This window comes from Cryobacterium sp. TMT1-2-2 (assembly GCF_004403505.1).
Classification (GTDB): domain Bacteria; phylum Actinomycetota; class Actinomycetes; order Actinomycetales; family Microbacteriaceae; genus Cryobacterium; species Cryobacterium flavum.
In genome coordinates, this window is record NZ_SOGS01000017.1 from 49,893 (window position 1) to 64,305 (window position 14,413).

13 protein-coding genes are annotated in these 14,413 nt (G+C 67.7%); 2 read left to right on the forward strand and 11 right to left on the reverse strand.

Translation table 11 applies throughout. From position 1 onward, the window contains the following. Positions 1-69: 69 nt before the first annotated feature. The 8 genes from E3T35_RS12160 to E3T35_RS12195 form a co-directional block, all read right to left on the reverse strand. On the reverse strand, positions 70-792 hold the full coding sequence (locus tag E3T35_RS12160; RefSeq protein ID WP_370449183.1) for a GntR family transcriptional regulator: 723 nt from the start codon (positions 790-792) through the stop codon (positions 70-72). Between the two features lie 123 nt (positions 793-915). Next, entirely contained in the window at positions 916-2,052 is a 1,137-nt protein-coding gene (locus E3T35_RS12165) for a cysteine desulfurase family protein (protein ID WP_134346453.1), read from the reverse strand. Between the two features lie 3 nt (positions 2,053-2,055). Then, positions 2,056-2,934 (reverse strand): carboxylating nicotinate-nucleotide diphosphorylase, encoded by an 879-nt coding sequence (gene nadC / locus E3T35_RS12170; RefSeq protein WP_134379318.1) that lies wholly within the window; start codon positions 2,932-2,934, stop codon positions 2,056-2,058. Then, positions 2,928-4,586 (reverse strand): L-aspartate oxidase, encoded by a 1,659-nt coding sequence (nadB, locus tag E3T35_RS12175; protein WP_134379320.1) that lies wholly within the window; start codon positions 4,584-4,586, stop codon positions 2,928-2,930. The genes nadC and nadB overlap by 7 nt, the downstream gene beginning before the upstream one ends. Next, positions 4,586-5,896, reverse strand: a complete 1,311-nt coding sequence (nadA, locus tag E3T35_RS12180; protein ID WP_134379322.1) for a quinolinate synthase NadA — start codon at positions 5,894-5,896, stop codon at positions 4,586-4,588. The genes nadB and nadA overlap by 1 nt, the downstream gene beginning before the upstream one ends. A 37-nt stretch (positions 5,897-5,933) precedes the next feature. Beyond that, a complete protein-coding gene (locus tag E3T35_RS12185; protein ID WP_370449188.1) occupies positions 5,934-6,650 on the reverse strand; it encodes an NUDIX domain-containing protein in 717 nt (238 codons plus the stop codon). A gap of 91 nt (positions 6,651-6,741) precedes the next feature. Beyond that, positions 6,742-7,506, reverse strand: a complete 765-nt coding sequence (locus tag E3T35_RS12190; RefSeq protein WP_198421025.1) for a polyprenol monophosphomannose synthase — start codon at positions 7,504-7,506, stop codon at positions 6,742-6,744. Positions 7,507-7,510: 4 nt separating this feature from the next. Further along, entirely contained in the window at positions 7,511-9,058 is a 1,548-nt protein-coding gene (locus tag E3T35_RS12195; RefSeq protein ID WP_134379324.1) for a glycosyltransferase family 39 protein, read from the reverse strand. A 129-nt stretch (positions 9,059-9,187) separates the two neighbouring features. Here E3T35_RS12195 and E3T35_RS12200 point away from each other — a divergent pair, with 129 nt between their 5' ends. After that, positions 9,188-10,063, forward strand: a complete 876-nt coding sequence (locus E3T35_RS12200) for a carbon-nitrogen hydrolase family protein (RefSeq protein ID WP_134379326.1) — start codon at positions 9,188-9,190, stop codon at positions 10,061-10,063. Here E3T35_RS12200 and E3T35_RS12205 read toward each other — a convergent pair. Together E3T35_RS12205 and E3T35_RS12210 are read right to left on the reverse strand one after the other, a co-directional pair. Next, positions 10,050-10,442, reverse strand: a complete 393-nt coding sequence (locus E3T35_RS12205; RefSeq protein ID WP_233197407.1) for an ATP-dependent DNA ligase — start codon at positions 10,440-10,442, stop codon at positions 10,050-10,052. The two genes, E3T35_RS12200 and E3T35_RS12205, sit on opposite strands and share 14 nt — an antisense overlap. A gap of 142 nt (positions 10,443-10,584) precedes the next feature. After that, positions 10,585-11,682 carry an alpha/beta fold hydrolase gene (locus E3T35_RS12210; protein WP_134346458.1) on the reverse strand — a complete coding sequence of 366 codons (1,098 nt, stop codon included), beginning with the start codon at positions 11,680-11,682 and terminating at the stop codon, positions 10,585-10,587. A 195-nt stretch (positions 11,683-11,877) separates the two neighbouring features. Here E3T35_RS12210 and E3T35_RS12215 point away from each other — a divergent pair, with 195 nt between their 5' ends. Beyond that, positions 11,878-12,951 carry an alkene reductase gene (locus tag E3T35_RS12215; RefSeq protein ID WP_092341502.1) on the forward strand — a complete coding sequence of 358 codons (1,074 nt, stop codon included), beginning with the start codon at positions 11,878-11,880 and terminating at the stop codon, positions 12,949-12,951. Positions 12,952-13,068: 117 nt separating this feature from the next. On the opposite strand, the gene E3T35_RS12220 is transcribed toward E3T35_RS12215, so the two are convergent. Further along, positions 13,069-14,268, reverse strand: a complete 1,200-nt coding sequence (locus E3T35_RS12220) for an aminotransferase class I/II-fold pyridoxal phosphate-dependent enzyme (RefSeq protein ID WP_134346596.1) — start codon at positions 14,266-14,268, stop codon at positions 13,069-13,071. Positions 14,269-14,413 lie beyond the last annotated feature (145 nt).

Consider the following 14,413-nt stretch of genomic DNA (forward strand, 5'->3'; position numbering starts at 1 on the left):
AGAATTCTGGCCGTCTGACCTTGGGAGGTCAGGCGGCCAGAATTCGTTGCACGGTTTCCGAAACGCTGGCTATTTTTCGACCAGGGTCACTTCGAAGGAGTAGAGGTCGGGGCGGTAGCAGTGCTGGCCGAACTCGACGGCGCGGCCCGAGTTGTCGAAGGCCGTGCGGTCCATCGTGAGCAGGGCCGAGTTCTTCTCGATCTCCAGCAGAGCTGACTCTTCGGCCGTGGACTTGCGGGCGCCGATGTGCTGGCGGGCCACGCGCATCGTCACGCCGCGCGAGCGCAGCACCTGGTACAGGCCGTGCGCGACGAGATCGTTGGGTTCGATGCCGATGAATTCCTCGGGGAGCCAGTTCTCCATCACGGCGACGGGCACGTCGTCGGCTAGCCGCACGCGGCGCAGGTGCAACGTGGGGCTGCCCTCGGCGACGCCAAGACGTTCGGCGGTTTTCGCATCCGCTGGCTGGGATTCGAGGGTGAGCAGATGGGTGGACGGCACCTTGTGCGTGTTGGTGAGGTCGTCGTAGAGGCTGGTCAGCTCGACCCTGCGGGTGACCTGGCCGTGCACGACCTGGGTGCCGATGCCGCGGCGACGTACCAGCAGACCCTTGTCGACGATTTCCTGGATGGCGCGGCGCACGGTGGGCCGGCTGAGGCCCAGTCGCTGGCCGAGCGCGACCTCGTTCTCGAGCCGTGACCCGGCGGGCAGTTCACCGCTCAGGATGGCCTTTTCGATGCGCTGCGAAACCTGAAAGTACAGGGGAATCGGCCCGGATCGCTCCAGATCCATGAACATTCCCATAGGGAGGACGTTTTCTTCCTGCGCGCTCACCTGACACCTCACTGACAAGCCAAGAGCTTTGGCTAGTTGTCATGACATTATCAGGTCATAGCGACGCTGTCAGGAGGCGGGTCAGGCACGGAGGCTGGCGACCGCAGCGACCGCTGCACGAACGGATGCCGCCGCCTCGACCGCGTCCGCCGCGCTCGTGCCAACACCCAGCGTGAACCGCACCGCAGTGTGAGCGACCTCGGCCGTGAGGCCCATGGCCGTGAGAACGTGCGAGGGCTCGCTGCTGCCGGCCGCGCAGGCGGACCCACTCGAACAGACAATGCCGTGCTGCTCGAGCTCGAGCAGCACCGCCTCGCCGCTCGTGCCCGGGAAGACGAACGACGCGGTGCCCGGCAGCCGTTCAGTGGCGTGGCCGGTGAGCCGGGCCGAGGGCGTGTCGCGCAGCACGGTGCTGATGAATTCGTCGCGAAGAGTGCTGGTGCGGGCGGCGGCGAGTACGCGCTCCTCACCGGCCAGGCGCAGGGCGACGGCGAGGGCGACCGCTCCGGCGACGTTCTCGGTGCCGCTGCGTTTGCCGCGCTCCTGGCCGCCGCCGTGCAGCAGCGGTTCGATCGGAAGGCGTCCGCGCAGAAAAACCGCGCCGATGCCGGGGGGAGCGCCCAGCTTGTGGCCGGAGAGGCTCAGCGCGTCCACGCCGAGTGTGGTTACGTTCAGGTCGAGCCAACCGCCGGCCTGCACCGCGTCGGTGTGGAACGGCACACCCCGCGCGGCAGCGGCCAGTTCGGCCACGGGCTGCACGGTACCGACCTCATTATTGGCGTAGTGCACCGAGACCAGGGTCGTGTCGGAACGGAGCGCGCGGGCCAGGTCGGCCGGGTCGACGCGGCCGGCGGCATCCACTGGTAGCAGGGTGATCTCGAAACCGTGCAGCCGCCGCAGGTAGTCGCAGGAGTCGAGCACAGCCTCGTGCTCGATCGGAGTGGTCACGATGTGGCGGCCGCGCGGGGCGCCGAGGGCAACGCCCTTGATCGCGAGATTGTCGCTTTCGGTGCCGCCGCTGGTGAACGTGACCTCGCCGGGCCGGCAGCCGAGCGAGGCGGCGACGCTGCGGCGCGCCTCCAGCAGGGCGGCAGCGGCGGCCTCACCGACCTGGTGGTGGCTCGATGGATTGCCGAAGCCGCTGGTGAGGTGCGGCCACATGGCCGTAAGGGCCTCGCGGCGCACCGGGGTCGTCGCGGCGTTATCCAGGTAAATCATGGGTCAGAGAGCAAACCCAGCCGGCGTGTTCACCCGAATGGCCACGTCGAGGCCGAGGTCGAGCGAGTGCACGCTGTGTGTGAGCGCTCCGACCGAGATGACATCGACACCGGATGCCGCAATGTCGCGTACGGTCTCGAGCGATACTCCGCCGCTGGCTTCGACGATGGCGCGACCGGCGACCTGCTGCACGCCCGTACGCAGGTCTTCCGGGCTGAAATTGTCGAGCATGATCGTATCGATACCCGCAGCGAGCACGCCTTCGATCTGGTCCAGCCGGTCGACCTCTACCTCGAAGTGGGTGGTGTGCGAGAGACGGGCCCGCACCGCTCGCAGCGCCTCGGTGAGGCCGAGCGGCCCGGCGGCGAGGATGGCGAGGTGGTTGTCCTTGGCCATCACCGTGTCGGACAGGCTGAACCGGTGGTTGTGGCCGCCGCCGTCGCGCACGGCCGCGCGTTCCAGGGCGCGGAGGCCCGGCGTGGTCTTGCGGGTGTCGACGATGCGGGCCTTGGTGCCGGCCGTCTCGGCGACGTACCGGGCGGTCAGGGTGGCGATTCCGCTCATCCGCTGCACGAAGTTGAGCCCGATACGTTCAGCCTGCAGGATGCCGCGGGCCGGGCCGGTCACCTCGGCCAGCGTGGCGCCGGCGACGAAGTGGTCACCGTCGGCGACGAACTGGCGTACCTCGATGCGGGGGTCGGTGAGGGCGAAGGCGGCGGTGAACACGGCACTGCCGCTGTACACGCCGGGTTCGCGGGCGTCAAGCCTGGCCGTCGCGACGGCATCCTCGGGGATGAGCACGGCCGAGGTGAGGTCGCCCCAGGGGGCGTCTTCGTCGAGGGCGGCTTGCACGACAACGTTGATGGAGTGATTGCTCAGCATGCGATGGCCTCCTGGGCCGGAACGAGTTCGAGTGATTGCGGGCGTGACTGGGAGCTGCGTGCTTGCGAGACTGAGCGGGCCAATTCGGGCCGGGTCTCGGCGAAGTCGGAGCGGTAGTGCGAGCCGCGCGACTCCTCGCGGGCGAGGGCGGCGGTCACGAGCAGGCGGCCGAGGTCGAGTAGGTTGCGGTCTTCGAGGGCGGCGACCGCGGTGCTGGCGGGGTCGGGGGCTGTCCACTCGGCGAGGTTGGCGGCGGCTGCGGCCAGGCCGGCGCCGGAGCGGTGGACCCCGGCGGAGTGCCAGAGGAGTTGCTGGAGTGTTTGGCGGTCGACCAGCGTTGCTCGATCGGCTGACGGTGATCCTATGGCGGTCTCGACGGGCTCGACCGACGGGTGGGAGAGATTCGCAGAGCGGATCGCCTCGTCGAAATGGTGTGAGAAGGCAGAGACCGGCGAGTGGGCGTGACCTTCCGAGCCGGTGGGCCAGGACTGGTCCAGCGCGCGCACCGCGCGGTCGGCGAAGACGGCGGCCTCGAGCAGCGAGTTGGAGGCGAGCCGGTTGGCACCGTGCGCCCCGGTGCGGGCAACCTCGCCGACGGCGAACAGGCCGGGCCGGGTGGTGCGAGCCCAGGTATCCGTTTCGACGCCGCCCATCCAGTAGTGCGCGGCCGGCGCTACCGGAATGGCTTCGACCGCCCAGTCCAGGCCCGCGGCACGGCAGGCGGCAGTGATAGTGGGGAACCGGGTTTCGAGCAGCTCGCGGCCGAGCGCGGTCGCGTCGAGCAACACCGGGGCGCCGCCCTGCCGTTCCATCTGGCGGGCGATGGCCCGGGCGACGACGTCGCGTGGGGCGAGTTCGGCGTCGGGGTGCTCGGCCAGCATGAAGCGCTCGCCGAGCTGATTTCTGAGCACGGCGCCTTCACCGCGCACCGCCTCCGAGACGAGCGGCGTGCCGGGCACCGCGAGGGCGGTGGGGTGAAACTGGTAGAACTCCAGATCGGTAACGGATGCCCCGGCCCGCCACGCCGCCGCCACGCCGTCGCCGGTGGCGACCGCAGGGTTGGTGGTGTGCGTATAGAGGGCGCCGGCACCGCCGGTGGCAAGAATCACGGCGTCGGCTTCGAGCGAGCGCTGCACGCCGTCGGGGCCGAGTATCCGGGCGCCGCTCACCGCGTCGTCGTCGACCAGCAGGTCGACCAGCATGGTGTGTTCCCGTACCTCGATCGCGGCCCGGCGCCGCACGGTCGCGACGAGCGCCGCCTCGACCGCGGCGCCGGTGGCGTCACCGCCGGCGTGCACGATCCGGGAGCGCGAGTGTGCAGCTTCCAGCCCGCGAGCCACCCCGGATTCGTCGCGGTCGAAGTCCACGCCGAACCGAATGAGGTCGCGCACCCGCGCCGGGCCCTCTTCGCAGAGCACTCGCACGGCGGCCGGGTCGCACAGTCCGGCGCCGGCGCGCAGCGTGTCGAGCGCGTGGGCGTCCACCGAGTCGTCACGAAACAGGGCAGCGGCGATGCCGCCTTGCGCGTACCGGGTATTACTCTCCGGCAGCACCGACTTGGTGACGAGCGCCACGCGGTGCCCGGCATCCGCTGCGCGCACAGCGGCCAGCAGGCCGCCGAGGCCGCTCCCGATGACGAGAACGGATGACATCAGGCGCCGACCAGAACCGGCGGCCGGGCCGCCAGCATCCGCTCGAGGGCCACCCGGGCGTTACCGGCGACATCGGAGGCCACCGTGATCTGGTTGAGAACTTCGCCCGGTGCCTCGCCGCCGCCGACGAGCGCTTCGAGCACCCAGGCCAGGTAGCCGGCGTGGATGCGGTACATGGTGGAGCAGGGACAGATCACCGGGTCGAGGCAGAAAATCTCGTGCTCGGGGTGCTGGGCAGCCAGCCGGTTCACGAGGTTGATCTCGGTGCCGATCGCGAAGGTCGTGCCGGCGGGGGCCGCGGCGATGGCTTTCGCGATGAAGTCGGTGGAACCGGCCGAGTCGGCAGCGTCGACGACCGCCATCGGGCATTCCGGGTGCACCAAGACCCGCACGCCGGGGTGATCGGCGCGGGCGGCGTCGATCTGCGGCACGGTGAAGCGGCGGTGCACGCTGCAGAAACCGTGCCAGAGCACGACCCGGGCGTCGTCGAGTTCGGCAGCCGTGTTGCCGCCGAGCGGTTTGGTCGGGTTCCACATCGGCATCTGCTCCAGGGGCACGCCCATGGCCTTGGCGGTGTTGCGACCGAGGTGCTGGTCGGGGAAGAACAAAACGCGCTGGCCGCGCTCGAACGCCCACTCCAGCACGGTCTTGGCGTTCGACGAGGTGCAGACGATGCCGCCGTGCTCGCCGCAGAAGCCCTTGAGCGCGGCGGAGGAATTCATGTAGGTGACCGGAATCACCGGAACCCGGCCGGAGGCATCCGCCCCGGTGCCGTACAGCTCTTCGAGCTGTTCCCAGCACTCGGTGACCGAGTCGATGTCGGCCATGTCTGCCATGGAGCAGCCGGCAGCCAGGTTCGGCAGAATCACGGCCTGATCGGGCCCGGAGAGTAGGTCGGCGGTTTCAGCCATGAAGTGCACGCCGCAGAATACGATCGCGGCCGCGTCGGGGCGGCTCTGCGTGGCCTGGGCGAGCTGAAAGCTGTCGCCCACAAAATCGGCGTGCCGCAGCACCTCATCGCGCTGGTAGAAATGGCCGAGAATCACGACCGAGTCGCCGAGCACGTTCTTGGCCTCGACGATGCGGGCGCTGAGTTCCTCGGGTGAGGCGGTGCGGTAGCGCTCCGGCAGGGCGCCCTGACGGGGAGATCCGGCCGGAATCACGTCGCCCATCGAGGAGCCGGGGCCGTAACCGGGGGTGCCGGCGTCGAATTCCCACGGCGCAGTCGCCAGATCGGGACTGCACGTGCTGCCGGCGGCTTTGCCGGTGCCGATGAGACGAATGGTGGTCTCGACCGAAGGAATAGTCATGGTCGTGCTCCTTGAGAATGAAGAGGGGTGGGGGGAGTTAGCGGGTTGGTCCCGGCGGGTCGTGCTCGTTGGCCCGATCGTCGTACCGGTAAAGCCGTGCGGGCCGGTGGCGGGCACCCGCCACGTGCTGATCGGTGCTGATCAGGGTGCCGCTCGACTCCATCGAGCGACGAAAGTTGGCCGGGTCGAGCGCCTTCTGAAGCACGGCCTCGTGCACGTCGCGCAGCTGGGCGAGGGTGAAAGTGTCGCCGAGAAAGGCGTGCGCGATGCGGGCGTATTCGACCTTCGTGCGCAGCCGCCAGAGGGCGTATTCCACGATGCGGTTGTGGTCGAACGCCAGCGGCGGCAGCTGGTCCGCGGCAAACCAACGAACGTTTTCACCAACGGATGCTCGCTCCGCGACCTCCGAACGCACCAGCGCCCAGTACACGACGGAGACCACGCGAAGGCCGGGGGAGCGGTCGATATCGCCGAACGTGTACAACTGCTCCAGGTAGCGCGGCGACAGGTCCGTGGTTTCGCGCAGGGTACGACCGGCGGCGGCTGCGAGCTCTTCGTCGGCCGGCAGCCATCCGCCGGGCAGCGCCCAGAGCTCCCGGTGCGGGTCGCGAGTGCGGCGCACGAGCGGGAGCCAGAGTGTCTTCAGGCCCGACTCGTCGTCGGGGCGCAGGGCGAAGATCACGGTCGAAACCGCCAGGGTCGCCTGCGCGCTGCCGCGTTCCCGCAGACTCTTCTCGGTCAGGTGGTGCTCCAGCACGGGGATCCAGTCGTAAAGGTCAGTGTGACTTTAACTGCTGGATCCATCATATAGTCAAATTGACTCAAACACCCGGAATGTTTCCGATTCAGGCTCCGCGTGCGGCCGCGGCGGCCTCCCGCGCGCCGGACCGGCTGATGCCCATTCCGGTCACGCCCCACAGAGTGACCCGCGCCATCGCCTCGATGGCGATGCGTGGACTCATCTTCGACGATCCGCGTACCCGCTCGACGAAGGTGATCGGCACCTCGACGACGCGCAGGTTAGCGCGCACCGCGTGCAGCAGCATCTCAATCTGAAAGCAGTAGCCGAGGCTGTCGACGCTCGAGAGGTCCATGCGCTCGAGTGCCCTGGCCGAGTAAACCCGGTAACCGCCGGTGGCGTCGCGCTGCGGCAGCCGCAGCAGCAGACGGGAATACCAGGAGCCGCCGCGGGAGAGTGCGCGCCGGTGCCAGGGCCAATTCTCGATGGCCCCGCCGGGAACCCAGCGTGAGCCCATCACGACGTCAGCCGTGACGGCGGCATCGAGCAGGGTGGCGAGTTGCTCCGGCAGGTGGGAGCCATCCGCGTCGAGCTGCACCAACCGGGTATAGCCGCGGCCGAGGCCCCAGCCGAAGCCGTCGAGGTACGCCGCGCCGAGGCCGGTCTTCTCGGTGCGGTGCAGCACGTGAACGCTGGAATCCCGAGCCGCGATCGCGTCGGCCAGGGTGCCGGTGCCGTCGGGCGAAGCGTCGTCGACGACCAAAATGTGCACCTCGGGCACGCTGGAGCGCAGTCGATCCACGATCGAGGCGATGTTTTCGGCCTCGTTATAGGTCGGTACGAGTACCAGCGTGGTGGTGGTGGTGGGCACGACGTTACCTCGTCATTTCGATGATGCGGGTGCGGTTGACCAGTGTCGTGTCGGCGACGCGGAAACCCTGGAGTTGAAGCGTGTGGACATCCGTTTCTTTCCGCGAATCTGCACTCCCCGAGTATTGCAGCAGCCACACCGTGTTGAGGTTCACTACGCTCGGCAGCACGTCGGTCAGAGGTGCGACCTCGTCCCACAGCCAGGTCGTGTCAGCATACGGGCGGGTCAGGGTCACGTCGCGCAGTCCGGCGAAAGCGTTGGGGTAGAGATGCATGGCTAGCCGGGGCAGGCGTGACGGGCGCACGCTCTGGTCGAAGACCACACCGTCGTCCGGCGTTGCCCGGGCGGCGATGATGTCGGCTGCCTGGCGCCAGTCACTGCCGTCATTCTTGCCGTAGTCACCGCGTTGCACCGCATAGGCGGGCACGATCACGGCCACGAGGGCCAGGACACTCGCGACGCGCAACCAATTGCTGGCCAGTGCCGCCACGCCCACGGCGATCACAATGCCCACCGCCGGGGCGCAGAGCGAGAGGTAGCGCAACGAATACATCGGCGCGATCAGGTGGGTGCCGATGAGCAGAATCGCGCTCGGCACCAGCATCCAGGCCAGAAAAATCGTTAGTCCGGCCGGGCCCGGCAGGCTGGCCGACCGATGCGTGCCGCGGCGCGGCAGGAATACCGCGATCACAGCCACGAGAATGAGCGACCAGGCCATGATCGCCACCGGAATGGTGTCGAACCACTGCATGACGGCCGCTTCGCTCACAATGACCTGGGGTCGTCGGCCGATGAACGCGATTTGTTCCCGCTGCGCTGAGCCCGCCAGCACTATCGGGGCGGCCAGCAGCAGCCCGATCGCGCTTGCGCCGACCCAGAAGAAAACGCTGCGCCACAGCGGATGCCGGCCGCCAAGAACGAGGACCGCCACCGCGTGTACCGGCAGCAGCAGCGCCAGGAACAGGAAGACGTAGATGCCGAGCGCGAGCAGCACGGAATAGGAACCCCAGAGCAGGATCTGCCGGCGCCGACTCCCGGCGCTGCTTCGGACAGCGTGCACGAGAAGCACGGTCAGCCAGACCCCGATGGCCGTGGCGATGGCGGTGGATCGCGCCTCGGAGCCCATATAGGTCACCCGTGGAATGATCGCGAAGACCAGTCCGCCGGCGATGGCAACCCGAGACCCCATGAAGAATCGCGCCAGAACCACCGTTCCCGCAGCCGCGACGCCGATCGCGATCGCGCTCGGCAGCCGGGTGGCGAGCTCGGACGCACCGAACAGGTCGATCCAGCCGTGCAGAAACAGGTAGTAGAGGCCGTGCACGGCATCGACGTTCTCGAGCATGCCGAACAGCGAGGGGAGCGATCGTTCGGCCGACATGACGCTGGCCGCTTCATCGCCCCAATACGACGGCTGCCAGGACCAGGCGAACGATACCAAAAAGGCCACGAGGCCCACGAGACCCGCCGACCAGGCGGGTGAAAGCCGTCGCCACAGGCGTCGTCCGGGCACCGGAGGGGCCGCAAGATGCGGAGCGATAACGGAAGTCACCCTATGAACCTACCCAGCAAATGTTAACGGGAGCCTTCGATAACCCCTCAGTTGACTGCGAAGATCAAACCTTTCGCCGGTTGGCATCGGTATCGGCATGCTGATCGAGCGGCCAGCTAGGCTTTCGCCATGACTCCAGGCGCCGCAACGCATGAATCCGCAACGATCGATTCCGATGCGGTCGGCGTGGCCGTTGCCCAGTTCGCCCCTGGGCCAGATCCGGCGCTTAACCTCGGCACCATGCGGCAGCTGGCCGAAACGGCCGCCGGTCGTGGCGCCCAACTCGTCGTTTTTCCCGAGTACTCGGCATTCTTCGAACCGAAACTCGGGCCGTCGTTTGTGGCGGCCGCCGAACCGCTCGACGGAGAATTCGTGACCGCGCTGGCCGCGCTCGCCGCCGAACTCGGCATCCACATCGTGGCCGGCATGCTCGAAACGACCGTGGACCCGGCCAGGTTCTCGAACACGCTCGTCACTCTCGATGACACCGGGCACCTCGTGGCGACCTACCGCAAGCTGCACCTGTACGACGCGTTCGGCGACCGTGAATCGGAGTGGGTGCTGCCCGGCACCGTGACCGACCCCGAGACCTTCGATGTCGGCGGCCTGCGGGTGGGGCTGCAGACCTGCTACGACATCCGCTTTCCCGAGGTCACGCGTCGACTCGTCGACGCGGGAGTCACCCTCGTGCTCGTGCCGTCCGAGTGGGTGCGTGGCCCGCTCAAAGAACACCACTGGCGTACCCTGCTGACGGCCCGGGCGCTGGAGAACACCGTTTTTGTGGCGGCCGCCGATCAGACCCCGCCGATCGGCGTTGGTACCAGCCTCATCATTGACCCGATGGGCGTTGCGCTGGTCAGCCTCGGCGAGGCAGCGGATGTCGCCGTCGCCTACCTCACACCGGCCAGAGTCACCGCCGTGCGCGCTCTCAATCCGGCCCTCGCACTCCGACGCTTCACCGTCGTGCCGCGCGAAGCGGCACCTATGAGAATCAGCGTTCGGTGACGCTGGCCTTGGTCGCGCGGGTCTGCGCGGCCGCTCGAATGCCGATGGCCGGTTCTAGCTTCGGGGTCGCATTGGCGTCAACGGCGGCGCTTTCTTCCGCGGTCACCACGAGCCCCTGCGAGCTGTTGGCCGAGCGGGTCAGCTGGGCGACCCAGTTCGGGTTGATGCTCGGTGCGTGGCCGCCGGCAAACTTGAAATAGAGCGGAATCGCCGGGTGCAGCCAGGCAGAGCTGCGGCCGTCGCCGACGACGGCGGCATCACGCCAGGACAACAGAAAACTTTCGCCGCGGCGAAGCTTTTGAATGATTACGAGCTGCAGGTGTGCCAGCATGCGATCTTCGAATTCCACGACGACACGGTCGTACGTGAGAGAACCCATGATTGCCACTTCCATTTCGCTGCGATCGGTTGCGCTCACTGAGAGCCGGGAGCCGGAACGAATGAAAGCGAAGAATGTACTTTGGAGTTGAACCGGGCACTGCTAACAACTGTCCTCCGTTTGGGGGGTAAAGACAAGGTTTTCAGGAAGTGCCCAGCTGACTCGAAGTCGATCCGATCGGTAGTGAGGCCGCGAATTCGAGCCGCAGCAGCACCTCGAGCGGGCGCTCGATCTGACCGAAATGCCCGGCGCTGGCAATCGTGCTGATCACGCACTGCGGCACGACTGAAAGGAGCTTTCGGTCGTCCTGGGCCGTGACGAACACGTCCCGGTCGCCGTGCACGGAGCGCACCGGGCAACTGATCTGCGCCCAGCTTGCGGAGGCGTCGTAGGCGCCGGCACGGGTCGCCGCCAGCACGAAACCGGCCGGCCGCATCTCGGCGCCGAGGGCGGCGACCACGCTGGCATCGACGGCTTGGCCGTACCGAAACAGTGGAGCCACCAGGAAGCGCAGCAGGCCGAAGCGCGTGACCGCCCGTACCAGGCCGCGGCCGAGCGGGCCAGCGAGCTGCAGCATCCGCATGGTCTGGAACAGCGCCGAGAAGGCGGGCAGCGCAAAGAACCGGCGAACTGGGTGCCGAACGCTGTCCTGGATCGAAAACGAGGTGGCCGAGACCAGGCCGACGGATGCCGTGGCGCGCGTTTCGCTCGCCGCCAGCGCCAGTGCGATGAACCCGCCCATGGAGTGACCCACAACGTTCCAGCGTTCGTAGCCGAGGGAGCGCGCCAGGTCGGCGACCAGCTCGGCCATCGATTCGAGGCCGAGCGTCGAACGGTCGGCCGGAAGTGGCGAGTCACCCCACCCCGGCAGGTCGGGGATGATGAGATCGGTCAGGTCGCGGGCGGTCGCATCGGCGGCCTGAAGCAGGGGTGTCCAGGTGGTCCATGATCCGGCGGCGCCGTGCAGCAGGATGGTCGCGGTCGTACTCGCGCTGCGGCGTCCGTGCCGTACCGTGACCGTTCCGCCCCTGAGTCGCATGGAACTCGTGGTGAGGCCGAAGTGGCGGGCATCCGAGTCGAGCGGGAACGGGCTGTAGCCCAGCACGGTGGCCGGTGGTGCCGGTTTTGGCCGGGCGGGAACGTGGGGGCCGGGGCGCGGACCGGGCTTCGGTGAGTCCAGAGCGCCGAGCGGTGCCACGGCGTGGTTTCGGATCGCTGGTCGGGACATCAAGATGCTCATGGTGGTAGTTCGGTGCCGCAGACCAACCGGATTGCCCGCCTGGCCATCCAACTGCACGCGGCCGTCCAGCCAATTGACAGGCAGGAATATCGCGCGCCTGTGGTCCGTTGCTGCCTACGGGCACCCAGGATCCACCTGGTGCCCCCCAACGAACGTGTCCGGTCTGATTGCCGGCTGATTGTGAAAGAAGTGCCCGTGAATCTCTTTTCTCCGCTGAACCTGGGCGACCTCGAACTCCCCAACCGTCTCGTCATGGCGCCGCTGACCCGCATCCGCTCCGGCCAGTCCGGTGTGCCCGGAGACCTGGTTGCCCTGCACTACACGCAGCGCGCCTCGCTCGGCCTGATCGTGAGTGAGGGCACCTACCCGAGCCACGCCGGCCAGGGCTTCCCCGGCCAGCCCGGGCTGGTCGAGCCGGAACAGTTGGCCGGCTGGAAAGCCGTCACCGACTCGGTGCACGCCGCCGGCGGTCGCATCGTCGCCCAGGTCATGCACGCCGGCCGGGTCACTCACGAGGCCACGAACGGCGGCTTCCCCGTCGTCGCGCCGAGCGCCATCGCCATCAATGGCACCACCCGCACCTACGACGGCAAGCAGGCTTACCCGGTGCCGCACGCGCTGACGGCCGAGGAACTGCCCGGCATCATCGCCGAGTTCGTGCTCGCCTCGCAGAACGCCATCGCGGCCGGATTCGACGGCGTTGAACTGCACGGCGCCAACGGCTACCTGCTGCATGAGTTCTTGTCACCGGCCTCCAACGTGCGCGACGACTCCTGGGGCGGTTCACCCGAACGACGCGCCAGGTTCGTCATCGACGTCGTGACCGCCGTCGCCGCGGCGATCGGCGCCGACAAGGTGGGCCTCCGCATCTCACCGGAACACAACATTCAGGACGCGCTCGAAACGGATGCCACCGACCTCGCGGCCACCTATGGTGCCCTCGTCGACGGTCTGGCTCCGCTCGGCCTGGCCTACCTCAGCGTGCTGCACGCCGACCCGCGCGGAGAATTCGTGCAGAACCTGCGCATCCGCTTCGGCGGCGTGTTCCTGGTCAACAGCGGATTCGGCGCCATCACTGCCCGCGACGAAGCCCTGGCCCTGGTGCGGGACGACGTGGCCGACGCCGTGGTCGTGGGGCGCGCCGCCATCGCGAACCCCGACCTGGTGCATCGCTGGCAGAACGACCTTCCCGTGAACGACCCCAACCCGCTCACCTACTACGCCGACGGTGCCGAGGGCTACACCGACTACCCCGCTCTAGCGTCGTAACCCCGCGTCACCCCGACTCAGGCGCTGGGGTGCATAACTCCTGCAATTCGTATGCCGTCAGCGAAAGTTCCGCGTCATTGCGGCGTTCAGAACCCGTTGTCGCAGAAATTGCAGGAGTTATGAACGGGAGAGGGCCGCCAGCTGGGCCGAGGCCTGCTCGAGCAGGGGCTCCTTCTTGCAGTAAGCGAAACGCACCAGGGGAGCGTACTCGGCCCGGTTGGCGGGGGAGCAGAACGCGGCTATCGGCACCGCGACCACCCCGGCCAGCCCGGGCAGCTTGCGGCACAGCTCGGCGCCATCGGTGAAGCCGAGCGGTGTCGCATCCGCCACGATGAAATACGAGCCCTGCGGCACACTGATCTCAAAACCGGCCGCCCGCAAACCGGTCGCCAGCACATCACGTTTGGCCTTCATATCGGTGGCGATTCCATCGAAGTATGTATCGGGCAGGCCGAGCCCCACGGCGATCGCCGGCTGGAACGGCGCCGCGTTCACGTAGGTGAGAAACTGCTTGACCGCGAGAATCGCCGTGACGATGGCGGCCGGCGCACTCAGCCAGCCCACCTTCCAGCCGGTGAGGCTGAACGTCTTGCCGCCCGAGGAGATGGTGACCGTGCGTTCCCACGCTCCCGGCAGGGTCGCGATCGGGATGTGCGGCGCGCCAAAGGTCAGGTGTTCGTAGACCTCATCGGTGACGATGAGTGCGTTGTGCTGCTGGGCGAGCTCCACGATCAGCTCGAGCGTTTCGCGGGGAAAGACCGATCCGGTGGGATTGTGCGGATCGTTCACGATGATCAGCCGAGTGCGGTCGGTGACCGCGGCCCGCAGCGCGTCCAGGTCCGGCTGAAAATCGGGGGCACGCAGCGGCACGGTGCGATGGATGCCTCCGCCCAAGCCGATCAGACCGCCATACGCGTCGTAAAAGGGCTCAAAGGTGACGACCTCGTCTCCGGGCTCGATCAGTGCCAGAATCGTCGCGGCGAGAGCCTCGGTCGCTCCCGCAGTCACCAGGATTTCGCTGCCCGCGTCGAGAGTCAGTCCGTAGAACCGCTGCTGGTGCCGGGCGATCGCCTCGAGCAGAATCGGCTGGCCTCGGCCCGGCGGGTACTGGTTTACTCCGTCGCTGATCGCTTGGCGGGCCGCCTCGAGCACCGCGGCCGGCCCGTCTTCATCAGGAAAGCCCTGTCCGAGGTTGATCGCACCGGTGCGCGCGGCGAGAGCGCTCATCTCGGCGAAGATGCTCGCCGCAACGCTGCCGTCCGCGGCGAGAAGTCCTGCACCTCTGGCTGTGCGTTGCCAGGCGCCGGAAATGGTCAGGGCTGGTTCGACCCATGAAGAGTGCTGCATGGTTTCCAAACTATCGCCTCGGCAACGTCTCGGCTTGATCATTGAATGCTCTCAGTGTGTACATATCGAACGTTCAGGTTTGGGCGCAAAGCTGGCAACGCTTGGAAGGAGCACC